The sequence below is a fragment of the Roseibium sp. genome (assembly GCF_965276855.1).
Classification (GTDB): domain Bacteria; phylum Pseudomonadota; class Alphaproteobacteria; order Rhizobiales; family Stappiaceae; genus Roseibium.
In genome coordinates, this window is record NZ_OZ255700.1 from 2369514 (window position 1) to 2395419 (window position 25906).

23 protein-coding genes are annotated in these 25906 nt (G+C 56.2%); 12 read left to right on the plus strand and 11 right to left on the minus strand.

Annotated features, from left to right (window positions below; all coding sequences use genetic code 11):
• Positions 1 to 7: 7 nt before the first annotated feature.
• From ACQY4Z_RS10860 to dnaK, 6 genes are all read right to left on the minus strand, one after another.
• Positions 8 to 1117: a hypothetical protein gene (locus ACQY4Z_RS10860; RefSeq protein WP_428529134.1), complete on the minus strand. Its 1110-nt coding sequence runs from the start codon at positions 1115 to 1117 to the stop codon at positions 8 to 10.
• 167 nt (positions 1118 to 1284) lie between these two features.
• Positions 1285 to 1845: an ATP-dependent protease subunit HslV gene (gene hslV / locus ACQY4Z_RS10865; RefSeq protein WP_055672334.1), complete on the minus strand. Its 561-nt coding sequence runs from the start codon at positions 1843 to 1845 to the stop codon at positions 1285 to 1287.
• Positions 1846 to 1943: 98 nt separating this feature from the next.
• Complete coding sequence (locus tag ACQY4Z_RS10870) at positions 1944 to 2519, minus strand: NADPH-dependent FMN reductase (RefSeq protein WP_428529136.1); 576 nt, start codon at positions 2517 to 2519, stop codon at positions 1944 to 1946.
• Between the two features lie 50 nt (positions 2520 to 2569).
• Positions 2570 to 3229: a class I SAM-dependent methyltransferase gene (locus ACQY4Z_RS10875; RefSeq protein WP_428529138.1), complete on the minus strand. Its 660-nt coding sequence runs from the start codon at positions 3227 to 3229 to the stop codon at positions 2570 to 2572.
• A 76-nt stretch (positions 3230 to 3305) separates the two neighbouring features.
• Positions 3306 to 4436, minus strand: a complete 1131-nt coding sequence (gene dnaJ / locus ACQY4Z_RS10880; RefSeq protein WP_428529140.1) for a molecular chaperone DnaJ — start codon at positions 4434 to 4436, stop codon at positions 3306 to 3308.
• Between the two features lie 158 nt (positions 4437 to 4594).
• On the minus strand, positions 4595 to 6517 hold the full coding sequence (gene dnaK / locus ACQY4Z_RS10885) for a molecular chaperone DnaK (protein ID WP_428529142.1): 1923 nt from the start codon (positions 6515 to 6517) through the stop codon (positions 4595 to 4597).
• A gap of 356 nt (positions 6518 to 6873) precedes the next feature.
• On the opposite strand from dnaK, the gene ACQY4Z_RS10890 reads away from it, so the two are divergent.
• From ACQY4Z_RS10890 to ACQY4Z_RS10900, 3 genes are read left to right on the plus strand one after another with little or no spacing between them, the layout of a single operon-like run.
• Complete coding sequence (locus ACQY4Z_RS10890) at positions 6874 to 7095, plus strand: hypothetical protein (protein WP_428529144.1); 222 nt, start codon at positions 6874 to 6876, stop codon at positions 7093 to 7095.
• 11 nt (positions 7096 to 7106) lie between these two features.
• Positions 7107 to 7919 carry a glycine-rich domain-containing protein gene (locus ACQY4Z_RS10895; RefSeq protein ID WP_428529146.1) on the plus strand — a complete coding sequence of 271 codons (813 nt, stop codon included), beginning with the start codon at positions 7107 to 7109 and terminating at the stop codon, positions 7917 to 7919.
• Positions 7920 to 7942: 23 nt separating this feature from the next.
• Positions 7943 to 8566 (plus strand): alpha-ketoglutarate-dependent dioxygenase AlkB family protein, encoded by a 624-nt coding sequence (locus ACQY4Z_RS10900; protein ID WP_428529148.1) that lies wholly within the window; start codon positions 7943 to 7945, stop codon positions 8564 to 8566.
• 3 nt (positions 8567 to 8569) lie between these two features.
• On the opposite strand, the gene ACQY4Z_RS10905 is transcribed toward ACQY4Z_RS10900, so the two are convergent.
• Positions 8570 to 9040: an OsmC family protein gene (locus tag ACQY4Z_RS10905; RefSeq protein ID WP_428529150.1), complete on the minus strand. Its 471-nt coding sequence runs from the start codon at positions 9038 to 9040 to the stop codon at positions 8570 to 8572.
• A 96-nt stretch (positions 9041 to 9136) separates the two neighbouring features.
• Between ACQY4Z_RS10905 and ACQY4Z_RS10910 the strand changes: the two genes are divergently transcribed.
• A complete protein-coding gene (locus ACQY4Z_RS10910) occupies positions 9137 to 9754 on the plus strand; it encodes a GntR family transcriptional regulator (RefSeq protein ID WP_428529152.1) in 618 nt (205 codons plus the stop codon).
• 54 nt (positions 9755 to 9808) lie between these two features.
• Here ACQY4Z_RS10910 and ACQY4Z_RS10915 read toward each other — a convergent pair whose 3' ends face one another.
• The 3 genes from ACQY4Z_RS10915 to ubiE form a co-directional block, all read right to left on the minus strand.
• Positions 9809 to 10885: an alcohol dehydrogenase family protein gene (locus ACQY4Z_RS10915; protein ID WP_428529154.1), complete on the minus strand. Its 1077-nt coding sequence runs from the start codon at positions 10883 to 10885 to the stop codon at positions 9809 to 9811.
• Positions 10886 to 10985: 100 nt separating this feature from the next.
• Positions 10986 to 12569, minus strand: a complete 1584-nt coding sequence (gene ubiB, locus ACQY4Z_RS10920; RefSeq protein WP_428529156.1) for a 2-polyprenylphenol 6-hydroxylase — start codon at positions 12567 to 12569, stop codon at positions 10986 to 10988.
• 3 nt (positions 12570 to 12572) lie between these two features.
• Positions 12573 to 13322, minus strand: a complete 750-nt coding sequence (gene ubiE, locus ACQY4Z_RS10925) for a bifunctional demethylmenaquinone methyltransferase/2-methoxy-6-polyprenyl-1,4-benzoquinol methylase UbiE (protein ID WP_428529523.1) — start codon at positions 13320 to 13322, stop codon at positions 12573 to 12575.
• 185 nt (positions 13323 to 13507) lie between these two features.
• Here ubiE and mutM point away from each other — a divergent pair, with 185 nt between their 5' ends.
• From mutM to gyrB, 8 genes are all read left to right on the plus strand, one after another.
• Entirely contained in the window at positions 13508 to 14401 is an 894-nt protein-coding gene (gene mutM, locus ACQY4Z_RS10930) for a bifunctional DNA-formamidopyrimidine glycosylase/DNA-(apurinic or apyrimidinic site) lyase (protein ID WP_428529158.1), read from the plus strand.
• Between the two features lie 100 nt (positions 14402 to 14501).
• Complete coding sequence (locus ACQY4Z_RS10935; RefSeq protein ID WP_008193734.1) at positions 14502 to 15275, plus strand: enoyl-CoA hydratase; 774 nt, start codon at positions 14502 to 14504, stop codon at positions 15273 to 15275.
• Between the two features lie 176 nt (positions 15276 to 15451).
• On the plus strand, positions 15452 to 15718 hold the full coding sequence (rpsT, locus tag ACQY4Z_RS10940) for a 30S ribosomal protein S20 (protein WP_040451298.1): 267 nt from the start codon (positions 15452 to 15454) through the stop codon (positions 15716 to 15718).
• A 657-nt stretch (positions 15719 to 16375) separates the two neighbouring features.
• Positions 16376 to 16804, plus strand: coding sequence for a rhodanese-like domain-containing protein (locus tag ACQY4Z_RS10945; RefSeq protein ID WP_428529525.1), 429 nt, complete (start codon positions 16376 to 16378; stop codon positions 16802 to 16804).
• A gap of 156 nt (positions 16805 to 16960) precedes the next feature.
• Positions 16961 to 18439, plus strand: a complete 1479-nt coding sequence (dnaA, locus tag ACQY4Z_RS10950) for a chromosomal replication initiator protein DnaA (protein WP_428529161.1) — start codon at positions 16961 to 16963, stop codon at positions 18437 to 18439.
• Positions 18440 to 18609: 170 nt separating this feature from the next.
• Complete coding sequence (gene dnaN, locus ACQY4Z_RS10955; RefSeq protein ID WP_133949345.1) at positions 18610 to 19728, plus strand: DNA polymerase III subunit beta; 1119 nt, start codon at positions 18610 to 18612, stop codon at positions 19726 to 19728.
• Between the two features lie 21 nt (positions 19729 to 19749).
• Positions 19750 to 20907, plus strand: a complete 1158-nt coding sequence (recF, locus tag ACQY4Z_RS10960) for a DNA replication/repair protein RecF (protein ID WP_428529164.1) — start codon at positions 19750 to 19752, stop codon at positions 20905 to 20907.
• A 122-nt stretch (positions 20908 to 21029) separates the two neighbouring features.
• Positions 21030 to 23483: a DNA topoisomerase (ATP-hydrolyzing) subunit B gene (gyrB, locus tag ACQY4Z_RS10965; protein ID WP_428529166.1), complete on the plus strand. Its 2454-nt coding sequence runs from the start codon at positions 21030 to 21032 to the stop codon at positions 23481 to 23483.
• 64 nt (positions 23484 to 23547) lie between these two features.
• Here the strand turns inward: gyrB and ACQY4Z_RS10970 are convergent, their stop codons facing one another.
• A complete protein-coding gene (locus tag ACQY4Z_RS10970) occupies positions 23548 to 25620 on the minus strand; it encodes an EAL domain-containing protein (RefSeq protein WP_428529168.1) in 2073 nt (690 codons plus the stop codon).
• Positions 25621 to 25906: the final 286 nt, after the last annotated feature.

The following is a 25906-nucleotide window of genomic DNA, read 5'->3' on the forward strand; positions in this document are numbered from 1 at the left end:
TTGCCGGTTATGTGGTCGCAGGAAGGTAACGCAGCAAGGGCTGACCTGAAAAGGGCGCCAAAAGCACGCGCCGCAACAGGCTCCAGCCGGAGCCAATAAGCAGAATAAAACCACCCAGCAACAACAGGGTTACGGCAAAGGCGGCGTCTTCCGAAACATTAGCTTCCAGGATGAGATACCCGATTGCAAACCCAAGATAGCTCATTGCGGAGACCAGAAGGGCCCGCCGGTCAACAACCAGCGCCACGATTGCGAGGATCATGAAGAGCGCAATGACAGCAATCGAGTAACCGACCGAACCTTGGCCGGAGTAGCTGGAGACCAGGGCAAGGATCGAATGCACGATAAACGGTGCGGCCATCAGATGAAGCCAAAAGGCCTTGTCGGAATTCAGCGTGACGCGGGCTGGATCCTTGATATCAAAGCTCATCGCCAAGGCAAATGTAACGAGCCCGAGAGCCAGGAAGAAACCAACGTGATACCGGTCGATCAGCCCGGGGGCCGCCATCTCGACAAGTACGGCCACGATGAACAGGCATCCGCCGGTGATCCCTGCAATCCCAACCGGAACCTTGAAGCGGAGGTAAAACAGCACCGCGCCTGCTAGGGCGACCAACGAGGTGGGGATTACCAGCCAAGTTTCATAGTTTTGCCGCCAGCCACCGAGACTCAAACCCGTCAGGTCCTGATCAACGACCAGCCCGAAACAGGCCATGAAGAAAAAGGGGGTGAATGCAAGGCTGAGCAGGAAAGACGGCAGAGCCAATCGCATTCGGCGGGAGAAAACTTCCGCCAGCCCCCAAATGGACACAGCGCCAACTGCGGAGATTGCCCAAGCCGGCAACAGATTCTGCAAACCATACACCAGCCCGACCATCAGTATCCCGATCCCAAGACTGATAAAAATGTCATGGAAGCCGCGCACGAACCGCACTTCTTCGATGTCCGCGTGCGGCAATGTTTCAGCCAATGGACTGGTAACGCCGCGGCGGGTCCAGAAATCGGTGAGCCGCTCAGCCTGGTCCTCAGTCAAAATGCCCTCGGAGACGGCGGCCGCCAACCGCGCTGAATCCAGCGGGCTCTCTTTGTTGTTCAATTTTTGGCTCGCCTCGCTCAAGAGATCCTCCGTCCGGCATGCAAAGAAGTCTATCAATCCGAATTTCCCAAGCTTCCGCCCGCCGGTCGTGCAAGCAATGCGGAAGCACAGCAATCAGTTTTTCGATTTCGCCTGATTGCTTGTGCCTTGCATTGATCTGGATCGTTCGGGGAGCCTGGAAGACCTGCTTATTCGGCGGTTTCGAGGACTTCGACCGTGATGCTCTCGTTGGTGTAGACGCAGATTTCAGCGGCCACGGCCATCGCCTTGCGAGCGATCGTCTCCGCGTCGAAATCTGTGTCAGCCAAGGCACGTCCAGCTGCAAGCGCATAGTTGCCACCAGAGCCGATTCCCATGATCCCGCCTTCCGGCTCCAAGACGTCGCCTGTCCCGGTCAGCACAAGGGATGTGTTCTTGTCTGCAACCAGCATCATGGCTTCCAGCTTGCGCAGATACCGGTCTGTCCGCCAATCCTTGGCCAGTTCGACACAGGCCCGCATCAACTGGCCCGGATACTGTTCAAGTTTGGATTCCAAACGCTCAAACAAGGTGAAGGCATCGGCCGTTGCCCCTGCAAATCCGGCAATCACCTCACCTTTCGCAAGCGGGCGGACCTTGCGGGCCGTGTGCTTGATAACAGTTTGTCCCAGCGATACCTGACCATCGCCCGCGATAACCACTTTGCCGCCCTTGCGGACCATCATGATGGTGGTGCCGTGCCAAACGGCCGGCTCACGCGATTCGCTCATCTAATCCTCATAACGTCTTTGGTGCGGCGCTGTATGTAAGCATCCCGCCACAGTTTGAAAAGCGACCAGAGCGAGGAGACTGCTTTCACTCGCCTATTTCAGTGAGATAGCTCTATCCGGGTCGCGCGCAAAAGTGCATCGACCATCTTGTCGAGATTGGCGGATGCCCGCTCATCGGTGAGATCCCCGCGCTCATTGAAGGACGCGCTTGCCTTTGCGACGGAAACCATCTGCGGCAAGACCATTGCGCCCAGCCCGACCTCGAGGATCGTTCGCATGCCGATCAGGCCACGCATGCCCCCAAAGCCGCCAGGTGATGCCGCGCCCACAGCGAAGACCTTGCCGCGATAGGCATCTCCTGGCCCTTTGACCCGGCTGATCCAATCGAGCGCGTTTTTTAGTAGCGGCGTAATACCTGCATTATACTCTGGGCAAGCGATAAAAACGCCGTCATGCTCCGCAAACAGCTTCTTTAGTGTTTCCGCGTTCTCCGGAACACCATCCACCTCTTCAAGATCCCCGTCATAGATGGGCAATGGATAGTCTTTCAGCGAGATACGCGTCACTTTCGCGTCCAGAATCGCCAGCTTCTTGGCAGCAAGAGCCGCAAGCTGGCTGTTGTAGGATCCAGCGCGTGCGGAACCGGACAATACGAGAATTTTTGGGTTTCGCATGAAGCCCTCTCCAAAGACATTCAATCTGCTAGGGAAGCTTTAAGCTACGGTCAGTTCGCCTTCCGGTAAACCCAAACGCGGGCCGGAGGCAAGTTCTTCCAGATCCATTCCGAACTGTAGACCGAAACACTCCGTGTGAGTGGCTTCACAGGGGCTGCCAGACCGTAGGAAAACTGAATCAGCGGCGCACCGGGCTTCAAAAGCTGAAGGGCTTCTTCAACGAACGCTCGGCGGTGAACGTCCGGCCTGTTGAGCAGCGGCAAAGACGACACGATACCGTCGAGAACATGATTGGCTTCTGCCGCTTCGTGCAAAAAGCCACCCGGTTTGGAAAGGGTTTGCCTCAAGGCATAAGCGTCACCTTGCAGGACGGGCAAGCCTGGATACCGTCCGCCAAGGTGTTCACAAAAGTCCGTGCTGTATTCAATGAGGTTCATATCGCGGTTCGAAAACCCAGCGTCGAAGAGTGCTTTTGTCACCACACCTGTTCCCGGGCCGAGCTCAACGATTTTTGAATGCGGCCGCGGGATCAAGAAAGAGACCATTTTCGAAGCAAGTTCGGGTCCGGAGGGCGCAACAGCCCCCGTGCGAAGCGGGTTTTGCGCCCAGGAGCGGATGAACTTGACCTCATCCATAACTTTCATGCGGACCGCATCCGCTTTTTCAAGTTTGCCCCGAATGGCTTCCCGCTTGATCCCGATCCGCTTCAAAATCCACCCTCACACCTGTCATGGAATTTACATATAGGCGTGTTCGGTCAGCGTTACCAGAAGCGGGGCGCGGCGGCTATGTGCTTAAATTGTCGATAAAATCCTTGACCTTGGAGAAAAAGCCAGCCGATGCCGGGTGGTTTTCGCCCGAGGATTCCTTCTCAAACTCCGCGAGAAGTTCCCGCTGGCGTTTGGTCAAATTGGTCGGTGTTTCAACGGTGACCTGAATGTACATATCACCGTGCTGGCTGGACCGCATGACCGGCATGCCCTTGCCTCGAAGGCGGAACTGTTTTCCGGTCTGTGTTCCTTCCGGCACTTTCACACGGCTCGTTGAACCGTCGACCGTTGGCACATCGAATTGACCGCCGAGGGTTGCCGTGGACATGGAAATCGGAACGCGGCAATAAAGGTCTGCCCCGTCGCGCTGGAACAGGTCATGCGGACGGATGGACAAGAAAATATAAAGATCGCCGGATGGGCCACCGCGCACACCGGCTTCGCCTTCACCCGCAAGACGGATCCTTGTGCCGTCTTCGATCCCGGCCGGAATATTGACGGAAAGGGTCCGTTCCTGAGTTTTGCGGCCCGAGCCGCCACACCCAGTACACGGATCAGAAATCACCTGTCCTTTGCCCTGACAGCTCGGACATGTGCGCTCCAACGTGAAGAAGCCCTGCGCAGCCCGCACACGGCCCGCGCCGCCGCAAGTCCGGCAGGTCGTCGGACTTGTGCCCGGTTTCGCGCCAGAGCCTGAACAGATGTCACAGGTGATGCTTGTTGGGACTTCGATCTCGACGGTCTTGCCGGTAAACGCATCTTCGAGAGTAACATCCAGATTGTAGCGCAGGTCTGCGCCGCGCTCGCGGCCACCGGATCTCCGGCCACCACCGCCCATTCCGAAGAATTCTTCGAAGATGTCCGACATTGTCGAAGAGAAGTCATGGGCGCCGGCACCGCCACCACCGCCAAACCCGCCGTTTTCAAAGGCTGCATGGCCGAACCGGTCGTAAGCTGCGCGTTTCTGGCCGTCTTTCAGCGTGTCGTAGGCCTCATTGACTTCCTTGAATTTCGCTTCAGCTTCCGCATCCCCTGGATTGCGGTCTGGGTGGAACTGCATCGCCATCTTGCGGTAAGCGCTTTTGAGCGCCTTTTCGTCCGCATCACGTGCAACTCCCAGAACTTCATAGAAATCACGTTTCGACATCAAGATCTCTCGGTCTTGTCCTGCCGGTGGCTGCCATTATCACTCAGCGCCATCACGGCAAAGGCGCAGGGCGCATGTGCCTTAAGTCAGGCAACTGCGCAACCGGCGCCGGAAATAAAGCAGCCAGCCGATAAACGGCTGGCTGCACAGGTTTTAAGTTATGCAGACTTCTTGTCGTCGTCGTCTTTGACTTCTTCAAAATCCGCATCAACGACATCATCGTCAGCCTTCTCGGCATCAGCGTCACCGCCTTCAGCATTCGCCTCGGCATCGGCCTGGGCTTGCTGATACATGGCTTCGCCAAGCTTCATGGACGCCTCGGCCAGAGCCTGTGTCTTGGCCTTGATGTCTTCAAGGTCTTCGCCTTCAAGCGCGGACTTCAGATCGCCAAGAGCGCTTTCGATCGCGGACTTGTCTTCTTCGGAAACCTTGTCGCCATAGTCGGCCAAGGACTTCTCAGTCGAATGAACGAGCGACTCGCCCTGGTTCTTGGCTTCGACAAGCTCTTTGCGCTTCTTGTCTTCGTCCGCATGCGCTTCCGCGTCCTTGACCATCTGATCGATGTCAGAGTCGGACAAACCACCAGATGCCTGAATGCGGATCTGCTGCTCTTTGCCCGTACCCTTATCTTTCGCGGATACGTTGACGATGCCGTTCGCATCAATGTCGAAGGTCACTTCGATCTGCGGAACGCCACGCGGTGCCGGCGGCAATCCGACCAGGTCGAACTGACCAAGGACCTTGTTGTCCGCGGCCATTTCACGCTCGCCCTGGAAGACGCGGATGGTCACAGCCGTCTGATTGTCCTCGGCGGTTGAGAACACTTGGCTCTTCTTCGTCGGGATCGTCGTGTTGCGATCGATCAGACGTGTGAAGACACCGCCAAGGGTTTCAATACCAAGAGACAGCGGAGTAACGTCGAGCAGAAGAACGTCTTTGACGTCGCCCTGCAGAACGCCGGCCTGGATGGCAGCACCCATGGCGACCACTTCGTCCGGGTTCACACCCTTGTGCGGCTCTTTGCCGAAGAACTTGTGAACGGTTTCCTGCACCTTCGGCATACGGGTCATGCCGCCGACCAGAACAACTTCGTCGATTTCACCAGCGGCCAGGCCTGCATCTTTCAATGCGGCTTCCATCGGCTTGACGGTGCGCTTGACGAGATCTTCAACCAGCGCTTCGAATTTCGCACGGGTCAACTTCAAGGTCAGGTGCTTCGGACCGGACGCATCTGCAGTGATGAACGGCAGGTTGATTTCGGTCTGAGACGAGGACGATAGTTCGATCTTCGCTTTTTCGGCAGCTTCTTTCAGACGCTGCAGAGCCAGCTTGTCGTTCTTCAGGTCAATGCCCTGTTCTTTTTTAAACTCGGCAGCCAGATAATCGACAAGAACCATGTCGAAGTCTTCACCACCGAGGAAGGTGTCGCCGTTGGTGGACTTCACTTCGAAGACGCCGTCGCCGATTTCCAGGATGGACACGTCGAACGTACCGCCACCAAGGTCATAAACCGCTATGGTCTTGCCATCGTTCTTGTCGAGACCGTAGGCCAGTGCGGCAGCTGTCGGCTCGTTGATGATCCGCAGGACTTCAAGACCGGCAATCTTGCCGGCATCCTTGGTTGCCTGACGCTGAGCGTCGTTGAAGTAGGCCGGAACGGTGATGACCGCCTGCTCGACCTTCTCACCGAGATAGCTCTCAGCGGTTTCCTTCATTTTCTGCAGAATGAATGCAGAAACCTGGGACGGGGAGTACTTCTCGCCGTTGGCTTCTACCCACGCATCGCCGTTGTCGGCCTTGACGATGTCGAAGGGAACCAGCTTCTGATCCTTCGCGACGGTCGGATCATCGAACCGGCGGCCAATCAGGCGCTTGACTGCGAAAAGGGTGTTTGTCGGGTTTGTGACCGCCTGACGTTTTGCCGGCTGGCCAACAAGACGCTCACCGTCGTCCGAGAACGCCACCATGGATGGGGTGGTGCGGGCGCCTTCTGCGTTTTCAATAACTTTGGAATCTTTGCCGTCCATGACAGCGACGCACGAGTTCGTCGTGCCGAGGTCGATACCAATGACCTTTGCCATTTTTGCCTCTCTTTCTAGCAAACCGATGAGACCCTTAAAGGCGTCAAACCGGCTCCTCTTTGGGTTTCCGGGATCTTCCCGGATGCCGCGCCGGGGCAACTGCCCAGGATTTGGCGCGACGCTTGACCGCTATATAGGTGGATGAAACTTTGCCTGCAAGAGACCTTTTCACAGGCTTTTGCAGGCTTTGGGATATGTCGGCGATATTTCTTCCCAGAAGGTTACCGGGCTTAGCAGATCCCGAAGATAAATAGGTTTTTCGACATGTCTTGCTATCCCGCACTCAATGAGTTCAAACCAAATAATCCCAAAGGCAATCGGTATTCATATTCATTGCTGTTTTTAGAGAAAGAAAAATGGACGACGAAATTGTTCGCTTAATCATTGTCATCAGTATGTTCGCGGCATTTGGTATTTTTATGCTGAAGCTGCTCTCACCGGGAAAATCTAAAAATACACGGAATTATCGAGGCAATACCAAGGGCACAAGACTACCGGGCACTCGATTATTCGAGGTCACCCACAATGAAAACGCGGGTTCGTCTGATAGCTCCGGCGGATCTGGAGGAGCCGATTAGGAAACAGCACTATGCGCAATCCCGACCTCTGGCAACGGATATCGAAATGCCACCCGGATGATGTTGAGGCAACGTTCCCGTTTTCCCACCGTCTGGCCCGGGACAATGGATGGACCAGAAGTTTCGCAGCGCGTGTTATTTTTGAATATCAGCGGTTTGCCTATCTCAGTCAGATGAAGGCCGGGATGGTCACGCCCAGCGATGAAGTCGATCAGGCTTGGCACCTTCATCTGACCTACACGCGTCATTATTGGGGCCCCTTCAAAGAAGCCCTGGGAGCAGCGCTGCATCACATCCCGACCAAAGGCGGTGCGGACCAGGCTCTAACATTTCGTAGGGCCTATGAGGAGACGCTCGCTCTCTATCGCCAGGAATTTGGGGAACCGCCGCCCGACATCTGGCCACCTGCACATGTCCGATTTGGCAAGGCACTGCATTTTCTTCGGATCAATAAACAGGATTTCTGGGTTCTCCGTAAACCGGACTGGCTTTCGACAGTCAAAACCGCTGGCCACCGTTTGCGACGTGTTCCTGCATCTCTTCAGGGGGGCGCTGCGGTGCTGTTTGCGCTTTTCGCAGGCACCGGTTTGGCCCTCGCACACGGCACACCGGTGGGCGACACCTTGTTGGAACAGCTTCGCAACATGGTGTGGCACTGGGTTACACAGCATACGCTCTGGTTTTTTTTCGGGATTGTTGCAGTGGCGCTGGTCCTGATTGCATTGCTGAAGAAATCGACCAAAGAATCCGGCTGCGGTTCTGGTGGTTGCGGGTCTGATGGCGGTGGTGGCGGTGCTTCTGGGTGCGGCGGATGCGGTGACTGAGGTTTTGATCTATATCTACACCCATGCAGACCATCGCTATCAACGGCCTGACCGGCCTCAAATATCTGCCGGAATATTTTGGCAAAACGGCACAGGAAGCTCTTCTTGCCGACGTTCGGGAGGTCGTTGCCACAGCGCCGCTCTTTCTGCCCGTCATGCCGAAAACCGGCAAGCCGTTTTCCGTTAAAATGAGCAATTGCGGTCCGCTTGGCTGGGTGTCCGACATTAACGGCTACCGCTATCAGCCAAATCATCCAGTGTCCGGACAAATGTGGCCTGCCATTCCGGCGCATCTGTTAGAACTCTGGAAAGTGGTGGCTCCCGACGCTCCCGAACCGGAAGCCTGTCTCATCAACTTCTATGAACCCAGCGCCCGGATGGGCCTGCATCAAGACAGGGACGAAGCCATGTTTGATGCACCTGTTGTCTCTGTGTCGCTTGGGGACACCGCGACATTCCGCGTCGGCGGGACCAACCGCAAGGATCCGACCAAATCCTTTCGGCTGAGTTCCGGTGATGTGGTGGTGCTTGGCGGAGATGCACGCCTCGCCTTTCACGGCATTGACCGAATCCTCGGCGGCACGTCCAAACTCTTGAAAAACGGCGGTCGGATCAACCTGACCCTCCGGCGGGTAACCGCGCCATAGGTCTCAATCTGTTTTGTAACTCGCCTCAAAACGCACCGGAAAATTCACCGAGCGCGCAATGAAGCACACTTTATGGATCTCACCGTGGATGGCATCCGCGGCCGTCAGATCTGTGCCCTCCAGTACTGTAATTTTCGGCCTTAGCGTCGCGCTCAAGAAACTCCCAGCGCCGCCCCTCTCGGTTTCGCCCACGGCAAGCGGCGTATCTTCATAACCCATGACAGCAATCCCTGCATTGCTGGCCAGATGCAGATACCACAACATGTGGCAACTGGAGAGGGCGGAAAGCAAAAGATCTTCAGGGTTGTGCAGAGACGGATCGCCTCCCAAGACCGGATCATTCGAACATTGCACAGGCGGCTTTCCGGATGTTCGGATTTCCCAGGTTCGATCATAGCCTTTGTAGGTTTGTGTGCCCTGCCCGCGATTTCCCGTCCAAACGATGTTGGAGACATATTCATGGGTTTTGGTCATGCGTCCTCACAAAATGTATACATTTATACATTTTGAAATTGCACGGCTTTGTCAAGTGCCTTACTCAGTCATCAGACGGCCTTTTTCGGGGGAACGATGTCCGCAGAACACATCGCTGACAGCTTGCATGCAGATATCATCGCAGGGCGTTTCAAGCCCGGCGCGGAGTTGAAACAAGGGGAGATTGCTAAGCGGTTCAAGGTGAGCCGTATTCCCATCCGGGACGCCCTTCAGCTTCTGGCCGCCCGCGGCCTGATCGATCTTGTCCCAAACCGCAGAGCCCGTGTGATCTCGCTGACACGTGACGAAATCCGGGAAATCTATGACATCAGAATTCTTCTGGAATGCAATTGTCTTGCGGAAGCGATTGATCAGATCAGGGACACAGACCTGGAGCGGATTTCCGCAGCTTTCCGTCATTCATCCATCGATGCCGAAACCGCAAACTGGTCAGATGGAGACTGGGCCTTTCACAAGGCACTTTATTTGCCTTCCGGAAAAGCCCGCCAGATCGGAATGATCGACCAGCTTCGCCAAACCTGCCGCATCCATATTTCAGGATATGGCATCCTGCCAGACCAGACCGCTCAATGGCTTAAAGACCACCAAGGCATTGTGGACGCGTGCCATATGCGAGATCGAGACAAAGCCACCCGTGTTTTGAAGCTTCACATCGAAGCTGCGGGCAGGACATTACTGGGCGCCATACCGTGACAAACCGGTTTTAGTATCACAGGGTGACGTGAGCCGGAGCCCAAGAAACAAGTATCAACTGACCAGAAGTCCGATCTTTCCAGCATATCTCTTAGACAAAAACGCTTCTTGAGCCGCGACCATGTCTTTCAGCGGAAACGTTTTTGAGATCATGGGCCGGATTTCACCGCGCTCAATATATCCAATCAGGTCTTCAAACACTTTCGGATCCTGTCTGGTGCAGCCAAAAAATGCCAAGTCTTTGAGATAGAGCGTCCGCAAGTCCAACTCAACAATCGGACCTGCGATAGCCCCAGCAACTGCATACCGGCCACCATTTCTCAGACACTGAAGCAAATTCGGAAAGTTCGGCCCTCCAACAAGGTCAAGGACAACGTCATATGCCCCCTCAGGCAATGCATCCTCGCGGCCAAGGGTTTCGTCCGCCCCCATCTCTTTCAAGGCTTCGGACTTTTCCGGGGTCGTGACGGCCGTGACATGGGCGCCCCGGCGCTTGGCCAGCTGAATTGCAGCCGAACCAACTCCGCCCGAAGCTCCGGTAATGAGGACACGCTCCGCACCGAGGGAACTCTTTTGAATCATTCCTTCCGCTGTTGAATACGCGCAGGGAAAGGACGCCAGTTCCATATCGCTGAGCTTTGAGGAGACTGCCAGCGCGTCTTCAGAATTCGCAACGGCATAGTCAGCAAACCCACCGTCGAATTCAGAGCCGAAGGTCACCAGCGGGAGATGCGCATGCTCAGGTTTCTTGGGCACCTGCATTGGCCGAACTAAGACACGCTCTCCAATGCGACCAGTATCCACGCCTTCACCAACGGCAACGACCTGCCCACAGCAATCCGCGCCTTGCACCAAAGGAAAGTTCAGCGCTCCCGACCAGCCACCATCTGTATTCGTAGCCCCGCTAGATCCCTCCGACGCGGTCGCAGCAGTATCGCCTCGGACGCTCTTTGAATACCAGCCGATCCGGGTGTTGATGTCCGTGTTGTTAACGGCCGCCGCCCTGACCCTGATCAAGACCTGTCCCGGCTCCGGGACCGGCACGACAAGATCCTCCCGCCATTGCAAACACTCAAGCCCCCCATGGGCAGTGAGCACCATGCCACTCATGCGGTTCGGTAAATCGGGCATCGGATCTCCATGCAGATAACAAAACAACACTGCATGGGTAGAATGATCTTTCTACCTCGTCAACAATACGGGTGTTTCATCTCATGAACACGCACCGAATTTAAATGAGAGCGTCAACAGCAATCGCGCTCAGCGCAAGTGCGATCACCCACAGAGCGATGCGGCCAGACCGCGTATGCCGGGCTTCGGCTTTTCCGATGGATTCGGCTGTTTCTTCGCTGAACCGCAGGCCTTGTGTCGTCATCTTTTCAATTTCTTCCGACATGCGGCCAATCCGGTCGGCAAACAGCGGCATATCCGTTGCGATCCGGGCCAGCGCCGACAGCGCATCCCCCGCATCCCGCACCTTGCCAACAGGTCCAAGATGCTCCTTAATCCAGGTGCCAACCACCGGCTCCGCGGTCCGCCACATATCGAGCCGCGGGTTGAGAGAACGGGCAACCCCTTCCACAACGACCATGGTCTTCTGCAACATGATCAATTGTGTCTGTGTGCGCATCTCGAACAGTTCGGTCACTTCAAACAGTTGCGTCAGCAACCGGGCCATAGAGATTTCACTCGCATCGTGACCATGGATCGGCTCGCCAATCGCCCGTATGGCCTGCGCAAACAGATCGACATCCTGATCAGCGGGCACGTAGCCTGCTTCAAAGTGGACTTCCGCGACCCGCTTGTAGTTACGTGTAATGAACCCAAACAGGATTTCGGCCAAAAACCTCCGCTCGCGCTTGCTCAAGCGTCCCGTAATTCCGAAATCGACCGCGACCAAGGTGCCATCCGGCTCAACGAATAGGTTGCCCTGGTGCATGTCTGCATGAAAGTAGCCGTCCCGCAGTGTGTGGCGCAGGAAACTTTGGATGACTGCTGCACCGAGTGCTTCCAGATCCTGCCCATCTTCTGTGAGACCTTCAACGTCCGACATCTTGCGGCCGTCGATCCATTCCATCGTTAGGACGCCCTTGGCAGTCCGGATCCAATCGACTTGCGGCACGCGGAACCCTGGATCCTGCACGGTGTTCTCCGCCATTTCCGAGAGGCCCGCGGCCTCCAGGCGGAAATCCATTTCCATCGCGACGGATTGCGCAAGAGTGTCAACAACAGCAACCGGCCGGAGCCTGCGGGACGGCGCATGAAAGCGCTCAACCAACCGGGCGACCAGATAGTAGCTTTCAAGATCACGCTGGAACCGGCGTTGCACACCGGGCCGGAGAACCTTCACCGCAACCTTGCGCTCGGTACCGTCTTTATCGCGAACGATCGCGGGATGGACTTGTGCGATCGAGGCTGCAGCGACTGCCTCGCCAAACTCCACGAAGACATCTTCAATCGGCTGGTCCAGTTGTTCGGCGACCGCTGCCCGCGCTTCCTTGTGATCAAACGGGGCCAGCTGGTCCTGAAGCGCCGCGAGATCCTTTGCTGCCTCTTTGCCAACAACATCTTCGCGTGTTGCCAGAAACTGACCAAGTTTCACATAGGATGGGCCGAGACGGTTCATTGCATCTGAAAGACGCAGTTCTGCACTTTTGTCTTTGACCGCCCGGCGCTCCAGCAGCCGCGCCATACCGATCGCAAGCCGAGGCCCCGCCGGCAGGTCGGGCAAATGCGCAAGACCGAACACGCCTTCGCGTGCCATGACGTAACCAGCCCGCACAAGGCGGAAGAAAGGCATCACCGCAAATGCCATGGATCAGAGTTTCCAACCAGAATGCAATGCGGCGATCCCGCCGGAATAGTTGCGATATGTGACCCGCGCAAAACCGGCCTCACGGATCATTTCGGCAAAGCGTTCCTGGCTCGGAAACTTTCGGATCGATTCCACCAAATACTGATACGGTTCACCGTCGCCGGTCACCCATTTTCCCATGGCCGGGATCGCATTGAAGGAAAACGCGTCGTAGACCTTATCCAGTCCGGGAACGTCGACCTCCGAGAACTCAAGACACATGAAGCGGCCACCACGCTTCAAGACCCGATGCGCTTCACGCAGTGCCTTGGGAATGTCCGGCACATTCCGGATACCGAAAGCGATCGTATAGGCATCGAAACTTTTGTCCGGGAAGGGCAGGTCTTCAGCGTTGCCCTGCGAGAACGTGATCAGATCGGAGAGACCTGCTTTTTCGGCCCGGTCACGGCCAACATTGAGCATGGAATTGTTGATGTCGCAGACAACGGCCTTCGCAGACCGGTGAGACTTCTCAACCACCCGGGTCGAGATGTCACCTGTGCCACCCGCGACGTCCAGAAGACGCCAGCCGGATGCACTGGACTTTGGCGGGGCCAGATAGGAGACCATGGCGTCCTTCCAAACCCGGTGCAGACCGCCGGACATCAGATCATTCATCAGGTCATAGCGGGATGCGACCTTGTGGAAGACGTCGTCTACAAGGGCCTGCTTTTGCCCCGCGCCGACCTTTGTAAAGCCGAAACTGGTCGGCATATCTTCCGGTGTGCGGGTCTGGCTATTAGCCTGTTGCGTCATCTGCGCGGCTCCAAGCGTCATTCATTTCCAAAATTTGGCCGGACCATAGTACAAGCGCCTTCAGAGCGCTATGTTTGCCGGCCACGAAAACACCATATGCCGCAGGCCTATATCGCGCTGCCTTACCGGAGACCAGAGAATAAATGCCTGAATTGCCCGAAGTGGAAACGGTCAAACGTGGATTGGCGCCGACATTCGAAGGAGCACTCCTGACCAAGGTCGATCAGAACCGGCCGGACTTGCGGTTTCCATTTCCCGACGATTTCGTGGAGAGACTGACCGGCCGGACTGTCACAGCCCTGTCCCGAAGGTCCAAGTATCTGCTGGCGGACACGGATAGCGGTGATGTCTTGATCATGCATTTGGGCATGTCGGGGTCATTCCGCATCGAAAACGACATTGATCAGTCAACACCCGGGGCGTTTGCGCACGAGCGGAACAAGGATCCGAAACATGACCATGTTGTCTTCCATTTAAGCCTTCCGAACGACGGCAGCGCGCGCATCATCTACAATGACCCGCGCCGCTTTGGCTTCATGGGCCTTGTTCCACGCACAGACCTGTCCGCGCATCCATATTTTCGGGAACTTGGGCTGGAGCCACTCGGGAATGCACTGAGCGGTGAGGTCCTGGCGCGTCTTTTTGCAGGCCGTAAATCCCCGTTGAAGGCCGCGCTCCTGAACCAGAAGCTGATCGCCGGCCTTGGGAACATATATGTATGTGAGGCGCTCTGGCGTAGCGGGCTCAGTCCCAAACGAATGGCGAGCACGCTGGTAACAAAGGCAGGCATGCCGACGAAGAAAGCAGGCATCCTTGCCCAAAACATCCGCCAAACGCTTGAAGATGCCATCTTAGCTGGAGGGTCTTCTTTGCGGGACCACACACAAGCGGACGGCACGCTCGGATACTTCCAGCACTCTTTTGCCGTCTATGACCAAGAGGGTGCGCATTGCCGGACACCCAACTGCACCGGGACTGTTCGCCGTATCGTCCAGTCGAACAGGTCAACATTCTATTGCCCTATTTGCCAAAGATAGAACTCCATCTGAAACGGCAGCGATGCCTTGCCAGACACAGGCCCGGTCGGCTACCCATGGCGCACGCAATCGAGATATCCTGCCACGGGGAGCAGACACGATGGGATACAAGAACATCCGGGTTGAAAAACGCGGCAAGGTTGGGTTGATCACTCTCGATCGGCCAAAAGCACTGAATGCACTCAATTCAGAGTTGATCGCAGAGCTCGGCTCCGCGCTGGATACATACGACGCAGATGAGAAAATCGGCTGTGTGGTGATCACGGGATCGGAGAAGGCATTTGCAGCTGGCGCCGATATCAAGGAAATGCAGCCGCACACCTTCTCGACCGCTTATCAGACCGACCTGATCACCCCGTTTGACCGGGTGTCACAGAACCGCAAGCCAATCATCGCCGCAGTTGCTGGCTACGCCCTCGGCGGGGGCTGCGAGCTTGCTATGCTCTGCGATTTCATCATCGCGGCTGACACAGCAAAGTTTGGCCAGCCGGAAATCACCCTAGGCGTTATCCCGGGCGCAGGCGGCACCCAGCGTCTTACCCGGTTTGTCGGTAAGTCTAAAGCCATGGATATGGTGCTGACCGGGCGGATGATGGATGCGGAAGAAGCCGAGCGCAGCGGCCTTGTCAGCCGCATTGTGCCAGCCAATGACCTCCTAGAAGAAGCTTTGAAAGCCGCAGAAAAGATCGCAGACTTCTCGTTGCCGGTAGTTATGATGGCAAAAGAGAGTGTCGACCGGTCTTATGAAACAACTCTGTCCGAAGGGGTTCGCTTCGAACGCCGTGTTTTTCAAGCCATGTTTGCCCTGGAAGACCAGAAAGAAGGTATGTCGGCCTTCACTGAGAAACGCTCGCCGCAGTTCAACAACAAATAATCTTGGTTCACCAGCGACAAAGCCGTTGACGGCGGCCCAAGTCAGGATTATAAGCAGCGCCCAATCGGTGGCGGATTTCTGCCGCCGTTGTTTTTTGATCGGGTTCTATCGCTCATGCGCTCAAGTCCCGATCGTCACCGGACAAAAGTCCCAATATACCGATCAGGATTGAGCCCATGGCCAACACACCATCGGCCAAGAAGGCGGCCCGCAAGATTGCCCGCCGGACGGCCACGAACAAAGCTCGTCGGAGCCGGGTGCGCACCTATCTGCGCAAGGTTGAAGAAGCAATCGCTTCTGGCGACCAGGCTGCCGCAAACGATGCCTTCAAAGCAGCACAGCCGGAAATCATGCGCGCTGCCTCCAAAGGCACCATGCACGCCAATACGGCGTCGCGGAAGGTTTCCCGCCTTAATGCTCGGATCAAGGCTCTGAGCGCATAAATTCGTCCAAAATTGGACAATGAAAAAAACCCGGCCATCGCGCCGGGTTTTTTTAGCCGCGCAATTTTGTGGATTGCCAAAATCAGCCTTGGCACTCGGAGAGATTGTAAAAAATGCTTAACTTCTCTATAGCAACGAATACCAATATTTTTCAGTGTCTTAGAGATATGTAGGCTATTCAAAACCAGTTCAAACCGGATTCGATACGAGTCAAGGTATCAGTTCCGAAATTTTTTTTAAAAAAGTCCAAACCCGCCTTATCTGGGGGCGAAAATGGCAAAAAGTTATTGCAGTGAAAAGCGTTTGCAGCCTCACCCACAGATCACCCCCAATGTTGCATTTTGGGTTCACACGGGGCCGGAACCGATATTCCTTCGCAACGGCTGTTGAACCAAAAGGGCTGGCTGTATATTGTCTCAGTGCTGGCAGAGAAAAGACCGGCGCGACACGAAAAACAGTGCTTGGATCTAACAATGAAAAAGTCAAAATTCCACATCGCTAAGCACTTACCCAGTCGGGCTGAAAATGAATACATTACTGTATTCAGTACACGTCATTTTTAGGTACGCTCTGAACCTAATTTAGCTCTCATTCTACTGATTAAACTATAATTCAATGGCCAAATGGCCTTTGAAAGGGGACATTGTGTTTAGCGAAATGGGGTATGCGGGAAATATCGACGTTCAAGCAGCATTCACGGCTCTATCCGAGGATCCGAAAGCTGTCCTTGTCGATGTGCGCACGCAAGCTGAGTGGACGTTTGTTGGTGTGCCGGACCTGCGCGCATTGGGCAAGGAAACGGTTTTTGTCGAATGGCAGAGCTTCCCACCCAGCGGCCCTAATTTGGAGTTCGTTCAGGACCTTTCTGACCGCCTGAGCAAAAAAGAACTTGACCCGGAGACGCCAATCTATTTTCTGTGCCGCTCCGGCGCGCGCAGTCAAGCGGCTGCCCAGGCAATGACCCAAGCCGGCTACACAAATTGCTACAATGTATCTGAAGGTTTCGAAGGCGGGCTTGATGCACATGCCCACCGCGGGACGCAATCTGGTTGGAAGGCCGCCGGATTGCCTTGGGTACAGGGTTAAGAAATTCCCCTGGCGATCAGGGGAGATAACCGGGCTGTGCCCGGATTGTAATAAAATCGCCCCAAAAACGGGGCACATAAGCTGCTAAAGCGGCAAGGCGTTAGAACGAAGAACGGCTGTGGCGGACTGTTCTTCCCAGTACAGGAGGCAGATAACATGCAGGTTCAGGAGGCAGGCGGCTCCGAACAATGGACGCGGGTCAAAAAGCAACTCCGTGCGGAACTGGGGGACGACGTGTTCACCAGCTGGTTCGCCCGGGTTGATCTGGAGGAACATCAGGACGGCACTGTGCGGTTGTCCGTTCCAACCCGGTTCCTCAAGCAGTGGATCCAAAATAACTACAATGAACGTCTGATGGGGCTTTGGCAGCGCGAATGCGACAACGTCCATCGGATCGAATTGACTGTTCGTGGCGCCATTCGGCCACGTCAGGTGACGGCTGTTCAGCCGAGCCTGCCGGCAGGGGCAGCTGGTGTGCAGAACGCAGCCATCGACACACGCTCGGAAACCATTGGCGATGCGACGCATGTGACCCGCGCGCAAGCGGCAACAGCCGCCGTTGGCCGGGGTGACAGCGCATCTGACAGCGCCCGTGATGTATTGCAGGGCGCAGCGCTTGATCCGAAATATACTTTCGAGACGTTCGTTGAGGGCGATTCCAACAACCTTGCTCTGGCCGCTGCTCGTCAAGTCGCGGCTGGCGGAGCGGTAACGTTCAACCCGCTCTACCTGCATGCGTCCGTGGGACTGGGCAAAACCCATCTGATGCAGGCCGTTGCAGCGAAAGTGCGCAACAGCGGACGTAAAGTGCTCTACCTAACGGCAGAGCACTTCATGTACAAGTTCGTCGCAGCGCTGAAATCGCAGTCCGCCCTTGCCTTTAAAGACAACCTGCGCACCATTGATCTCCTCCTGATCGATGACATGCAGTTCCTTCATGGCAAGCAGGTTCAGCAGGAATTCTGCCACACACTCAACGCCTTGATCGACGGCGCTCGTCAGGTGATTGTTGCTGCGGATCGGGCTCCATCTGATCTCGACACGCTGGACGACCGCGTCCGGTCACGACTGTCCGGCGGCCTCGTTGTTGGCATCCAGGAACCGGATTTCGCTCTGCGCCGGAACATCCTGGTTTCCCGCGTTGAAGCGGCCCACAAATCCTACCCGCAATTTGATGTGCCGGACTCCGTGCTCGACTACATTGCGCGGCATGTCGCCTCATCTGGCCGTGATCTTGAAGGCGCATTGAACCGTCTGATCGCGCACAATCAGCTGACCAACCAGCCGATCACGCAAGAAATGGCGGAGATGACCTTGCGCGACCTGGTTCGCTCCAGCGAACCGCGCCGGGTAAAGATCGAAGACATTCAGCGCGTGGTCTCCAAGCACTACAATGTGACCAAGGCAGATTTGCTGTCGGCGCGCCGCACGCGTACCATCGTACGCCCGCGTCAGATCGCGATGTACCTGGCAAAGGTCATGACACCGCGCTCGCTGCCGGAAATCGGCCGTCGTTTTGGAAATCGGGATCACACGACAGTTTTGCACGCGGTACGCAAGATTGAAGAAATGGCCCGTGCCGACTATGCGCTCGCGCAGGAGATTGAACTCCTGAAGCGCATGCTGGACGCCTAAGACGAATAGACTGTCTTTTCAGCCAAAAAAGGGGGGCGTTCCAAGCGAGCGCCCCCTTGCTTTTGGAGCCGGTTGAGGGCAGTGTCTTTCCCCCGCTCCCTCACCGGAGCCCATAAGAATTCAGTCGACCGGACGTTCTGTCTGGTGTTTCACGAGTACGGATGCAGCGTATGAAAGCGACCCTCGAGCGGACCGACCTCCTCAAGTCCTTGACCCATGTGCACCGGGTGGTCGAACGCCGGAATACTATCCCGATCCTGTCCAACGTTTTGCTGCGCGCCGATGGTGGGGCCTTGAACCTGAAGGCCACTGACCTGGACCTTGAAATTGTCGAAACCGTGCCGGCCATGATCGAAATGCCAGGTGCCACGACAGTTCCTGCGCACATGTTCTATGACATTGTCAGAAAACTGCCGGAAGGGTCCCAGGTTGTTCTGGAAACAACCGGAGACGACACCACACTGGAAATCCGCGCCGGCCGTTCGAAATTCACCCTGCAGATGCTGCCGGAAACCGATTTCCCGGATCTGACCGCTGGTGATTTCAGCCACGGCTTCACATTGAGCGCGTCGGACATCCGCAAACTGATCGATACCACGCAGTTTGCGATTTCCACCGAGGAAACCCGGTACTATCTGAACGGGATCTATCTGCACACTGTCGACGCTGCCAACGGCCAGCAATTCCGAGCTGTTGCCACCGACGGCCACCGTCTGGCGCAGGCAGAGGTCGCCGCACCCTCCGGCTCCTCCGGCATGCCAGGCATTATTGTGCCGCGCAAGACAGTCGGCGAAATCCAGAAGCTCTTGGAAAATCCGGAAGCGGACGTACAAATTGAGTTGTCGGACACCAAGATCCGCATCACAACAGATACGGTTGTTCTGACATCGAAACTCATCGACGGCACCTTCCCGGATTATGGCCGTGTGATCCCGCAAGGGAATGACAAGGAAATGCGCGTTGACCGCGATGAATTCAAAGAAGCGGTTGATCGCGTCTCAACAATCTCATCCGAGCGCGGACGTGCTGTGAAGTTGGCACTTGGCGATGGACGTATGGTTTTAACCGTCAACAACCCGGATTCTGGCAGCGCAACGGAAGAGCTGGCCGTGGAGTACGACTCAGATCCGTTGGAAATCGGCTTTAACTCTCGCTACCTGCTCGACATTGCAAACCAGCTCAGCAGCGACACAGCCCTGTTCCGTCTGGCAGATTCCGGATCCCCGACCCTCATTCAGGACAATACAGTCGACGACTGTTTGTTTGTTCTGATGCCGATGCGGGTCTAATCGCGCCAACGGAAACCGGTCATGACTGCACCCCGGTCGGCACGGCTGACCCGTCTAACCCTGACCGGCTTCCGAAATTATGCCACCATGGGCATCGGCTTGTCGGCTGGCATGGTGGCCTTTGTCGGCGCAAATGGCGCTGGCAAAACAAATATCCTGGAAGCAATTTCCTTTCTGACGGCCGGGCGAGGATTGCGCCGGGCGGCTTTGACGGATATTGCCCGCGTTGGCGGCGATGGGACCTGGAGTGTCTCTGCCAAGATCCACCTTGATGATATGGAGACAAGTCTTGGGACCGGCGCAACTTCTGGCATTCCCGGGCGCAAGGTGCGGATCGATGGTCAGGACATGCGCTCCTCGGAGAGCCTGCTCGACTACATGCGGGTTCTTTGGCTGGTTCCGTCAATGGATGGACTGTTTACAGGTCCTGGATCCGACCGGCGCCGGTTTCTCGACCGCCTCACCCTTGCGATCGACCCCGCCCATGGACGCCGTGTGAGCGACTTTGAAAACGCCCTGCGGCAGCGCAACAAGCTGCTGGACCAGGGTGGGTCGGACGCTTACCTGAGCGCCCTCGAACTTCAAGTCGCAAGCCTCGGAACGGCCGTCTCCTTCGCCCGTCAGGAAACCGTTGGGCTGCTCAAGCAGATGATTGACGGGCAACCCATCGAAAACACGACCTTTCCGCAAGCAAGTCTCTCCCTTGAGGGCACGTTCGAAGCCGAGACGATCGGTATGACCGCTTCTGATCAGGAAGATCATTACCGGTACCTTCTCGAACAGGGACGCCATAGGGACCGCGCGGCCGGGCGCACTCTGACCGGACCGCATTTGAGTGACCTGAAAGTCCGCCATGCCGCCAAGGACATGCCGGCAGCCCAGTCCTCTACCGGAGAACAAAAAGCACTCCTGATTGGGCTTGTTTTGGCGCACGCTGAACTCACGGCAAAGGTGTCCGGAATGACGCCGGTTTTGCTGCTCGATGAAGTGGCAGCCCATCTTGATCCGGACCGCCGCGCAGCACTTTTTGAACGCCTTGATGCACTTGGCGGCCAGGTGTTCATGACCGGCACCGATGCCTCCCTCTTCGATGCTTTGCCGGTTCATTCCGAAGTGTTTGAAGTGGGCAACAACGAAGCCCGCCTAATCCGCGGAACCGAAGCCCATAAATCCGCCTGAATCTTATGGTTTTCCACTATATTCCCGCCCTGAACGGGCCTGCAGCCAGCGTGCAGTTGAACGCCGGTTGGAACACCGTATAACGTGGCCAAGAAACAAAAACCGATTGGTGAATGATTCGCATGAGCGATATGTCTACGCCCGAGCCTGGCGCCACTCCCGAAGCAGAAAATGGTGCCGAGTATGGCGCCGATTCCATCAAGGTTCTGAAGGGTCTGGACGCGGTCCGCAAACGCCCCGGCATGTATATCGGCGACACCGACGACGGTTCCGGCCTGCACCACATGGTCTACGAGGTTGTCGACAACGCGATCGATGAAGCCCTGGCAGGACATGCAGACCACGTCACCGTGACATTGAACCCGGATGGGTCGGTAACGGTTTCTGACAACGGCCGCGGCATTCCGACCGACCTTCACCCTGAAGAGGGCGTATCAGCGGCCGAGGTCATCATGACCCAGCTGCACGCCGGCGGTAAGTTCGACCAGAATTCCTACAAGGTCTCCGGTGGCTTGCATGGCGTGGGCGTCTCCGTGGTGAACGCGCTGTCCACAAAACTGGATCTGCGCATCTGGCGGAATGACCAGGAACACTTCATGACATTTGCCCATGGCGATGCCGTGGGCCCGCTTGAAGTTGTCGGACCAGCCAATGGAAAAAAAGGCACGGAAGTCACCTTTCTGCCGTCCCCAGAGACTTTCACCAAAACAGAGTTTGATTTTGCAACTTTGGAGCACCGCCTCCGGGAACTCGCTTTTTTGAACTCCGGTGCCCGCATTATCCTCACCGACAAGCGCGGCGTGGAAGATGTGGTTGAAGAACTGTTTTACGAAGGCGGCCTGGAAGCCTTTGTGCGCTACCTGGACAGGGCCAAACATCCGCTCATCGAAACACCGATCGCGGTGCGGGCGGAAAAGGACGGCATCACGGTCGAGGCCGCCATGTGGTGGAACGACAGCTACCACGAACAGGTTTTGTGTTTCACCAACAACATCCCGCAGCGGGATGGCGGTACACACTTGGCAGGCTTCCGCGGCGCTTTGACCCGTCAGGTCACCGGCTACGCCGAAGCGACCGGCCTGATGAAAAAGGAAAAGGTCTCGCTGTCCGGTGATGACTGCCGCGAGGGCCTGACCTGCGTCCTTTCGGTCAAGGTCCCGGATCCGAAGTTCTCGTCGCAGACCAAAGACAAGCTGGTTTCATCTGAAGTCCGGCCGGTCGTTGAAAACCTGATCTCCCAAACCTTGAGCGAATGGCTGGAAGAAAATCCGGCACCCGCGAAGACCATTGTCTCCAAGGTAGTTGAAGCAGCGTCTGCCCGTGAAGCTGCGCGAAAAGCCCGTGAACTCACACGGCGCAAGGGCGCACTGGATGTCGCGTCTTTGCCCGGGAAACTTGCAGACTGCCAGGAACGCGACGCGTCCAAGGCTGAGCTCTTCCTGGTGGAGGGTGATTCCGCGGGCGGCTCGGCCAAACAGGGTCGGCACCGGGAAAATCAGGCGGTTTTGCCTTTGCGCGGAAAAATCTTGAACGTGGAGCGGGCCCGCTTCGACAAGATGCTCTCGTCCAACGAGATCGGCACATTGATCACCGCTCTTGGCACCGGGATCGGCAAGGAAGAATTCAATATCGAGAAGCTGCGCTATCACAAGATCATCATCATGACCGATGCTGACGTGGACGGCGCGCACATCCGGACCCTGCTGTTGACCTTCTTCTTCCGTCAGATGCCGGAGCTGATCGAGAACGGCTATGTCTACATTGCCCAGCCGCCGCTCTATAAGGTGAAACGCGGCCAGTCGGAGCAATATCTGAAAGACCAGGAAGCGCTCGAGAACTATCTGATTGCGCAAGGATCGGACGACACCTCGTTGAAGCTTGCAAACGGCGAGGTTCGCACTGGTCAGGATTTGCGGCAGGTCGTTGAGACCGCACGGGCCATCTCTGACATCTTTGATGGCCTGCACTCACGCTACAACCGTGATGTGGTCGAACAGGCCGCTATTGCGGGCGCTCTCAACACCGAAATTCTGGAAGATCAAGGCAAGGCTGAAGAAGCTGCAGCCTACATCGCCCGTCGGATGGACATCCTTGCCGATGAGTTTGAGCGCGGCTGGACCGGAGAAGCCCGCGACGATGGCAGCCTGGTGTTCACCCGCACCGTCCGGGGCGTTCAGGAAGTTGCGACGATTGATGCAGCTTTGCTGGGCTCGGCGGATGCCCGCCGGCTTGCAGCCCATGCCGACCATCTCAACGAGGTGTATGGCAAGGCCGCAGTCTTGCAGCGCAAGGATGTTCCGACAGAGATCCGGGGGCCCCGCGCGCTCCTGCAGCACGTTTTTGCCTTCGGGCAAAAAGGCATTTCTCTGCAGCGGTACAAGGGTCTTGGAGAGATGAACCCGGATCAGCTCTGGGAAACAACGCTGGACCCGAATGTACGTTCGCTCCTGCAGGTCAAGGTGCGTGAGGCAGACGATGCTGACGATATCTTCACCAAGCTGATGGGCGATGAGGTCGACCCGCGCAGGGAGTTCATCCAGGACAACGCGCTGGCCGTTGCCAACCTGGACATCTGATCTACACTTCGGACATCAAAAAAGCGGCCCAGGCCGCTTTTTTTACGTATTCTCATCGCAATCGTTAACCGGCTTCCGGCCACAGCTCCGGACGGCCAAAGTAAAAACCCTGAGCCGCTTCGATATCCAACATGCGCAGCAAGTCTGCTTCAGCTTTGGTCTCGACGTGCTTTGCAATTGTCTTCAGCCCGAGTTCCCGGGCCGCACCGACCAAAGCCTTTAGCAGGCCCGCTTTTGCCGAATCGTCCAGCGCCTCTTGCGCGACCCCTGCCGCCAGTTTGACCCAGTCGACCCGCAATCCCGTTAACCGGGACAGCACCGGCCAGTGACCGGCAAAATCATCAATCGCGGTCTGACACCCCAGATCGGATACAAACTTGATGAAGTAGGAGATATCCGCCGGTTCGCGCAGAAAATCCTTCTCCGCGATCTCAAGGCACAGGCGGGAGGCGAGCAGCGGGTTGACCGAAAGCCGTTGATACAAGCTGTCCCGGAACCCCGCATCCCGTGCTGAATCAGCCGACACATTCATCGTCAGCGTGGTGCGGTTTACGGAGCGCTCTGCTGCGTCCAAAACCTTGTCCAAGGTCCAACTGTCGACCTGGGCAATAAAGCCCGACCGTTCCGCCGCGCTGATCCAGGCCTTTGATGACAAGCCTTGCGACCGATCACCCTGAAGACGCAATAATATCTCGGCGCCGCACTTCTTGTTCCGGCTCAAGCAGATAATCGGCATGGAATAGAGTGCCAGTTCGCCGGCCTGAAAACTGCCTGGCTCCGGCAAAACGCCGACGCCTTGTCCAACCGAAGGCCAGTCTTGCGGCCGCACCGTGTGTACCTGGACCGAATGCCCCCCGAAACGCTTGCCGCGCAGACACGCCCGGTCCGCCAATCCAAGAAGCGCGGCACCATCACAACCTTCAACCGCAAACCAATCCGCTGCATACGCTACGCCGACCGATCCACCGATTGTGAAAACCCGATCAGACACCTCAAGCCGGATCCTTGCAAAAGCGTCCAGTATTTCCCCGGCAACGGCCATCGCGGCCTCTTTATTGACCGCAGGGAGCATGCCGGCGAATTCGTCTCCACCAATTCGGGCAGCCGTGCCGAACTCGCCCAGGGTTAGAGCCAGACTTGACGCAACCCTTTGCAGCATATCGTCACCGGCGTCATGCCCGCCGAGATCGTTGACCTTCTTAAATTCATCAAGATCGATGTAGAACACAGCCAAGCCGCTGCTTTCATCACGCGCCAGTCGTTGTAGCTCGGTATCCAGCGCCCTTGTAAACGCCCGCCGGTTTGCCAGACTTGTAAGCGGATCCTGATAGGCCAGCCTGCGGTTCTCAGCGATTTCATGGGGGCAATCCACATTCCTGCGAATGATTGCCATCATGCCGGCATCATCACCGCCGACATCGGCTGGCAGAGGAACCAGCCTGATTTCGCACATCTTTCTGTCCGCATCGGTACCCGGCATGGGCCCGTTTTGCGGAATGTAGAGCGTCTGAACGACGTCAACCGAACACTCGCTCAGCTGAGCGGCAAGGTCTTCTGCGTTATAGCTGCCACCAATTGTCTCCAGTATCCGCGCAGCACGCACCTCAGCTGGATCCACGGCATCAAAGATCAGCACCTCGTCTGGGAAATGCTTCAATGCAACGCCATTGGGGAGAGAACCCTGCGCCTCCAAACCCGCCAATGAAGCCTTCACAGCTTTCAGATTGTCTGGCTTTTCACGCTCATCCGCGATGTCCTGCTCGAATTGAATGAGCACTGCCGGTTGGTTGTTTACGAAAGAGACGAAAGATGTGCAGAGGATCTTGCGGCAGAGCACGGTTCCGCAGCGAAATTCCAGTGTGCCGTTGGACTGGATCGGCACTCCACTCAAAGAGGTGGACAGCGCGACTTGAACCCGGCCCCATCCATCAGTTGTCATCATATCAGTTAAATACTGATAAGGACCTGGATCTGCCGCGGTCTCGCAAAGGTCCAGCAACTGGCTATTTTGTAGAATTATATGACCATCCAAGCCGACATAAGCGGCAGGGACCGGCATCACTTCCAGTAGATCAGCGTAAAGCGTCGTCTCGTCGAGCTTCTCTGAGGCCGTGACCTCCATGTTCGAAGCACGCATTAATCCTTGTCTGATCTGCACCAGATCATCCCTCTCAAACAAACAACTGAGGACGCGGAAACTGAAATACTAAGGCGTCAGATTCGATAGCCTTACCTAGCATAAGTATCCGGGGGATTTTCTCGCACTTTCGTTACCCACAGGACTTCGTATTAATATAGTTAATTTGATTTTACTATTTTGATATATATTTTTATTAAAATTTTACTCAATTGAGTGCCGATGTAGTATTTGCCACAGTTTCATCATGCCTTAGCGTTAAGAGGGCCGCTCATGTCGAAACGCG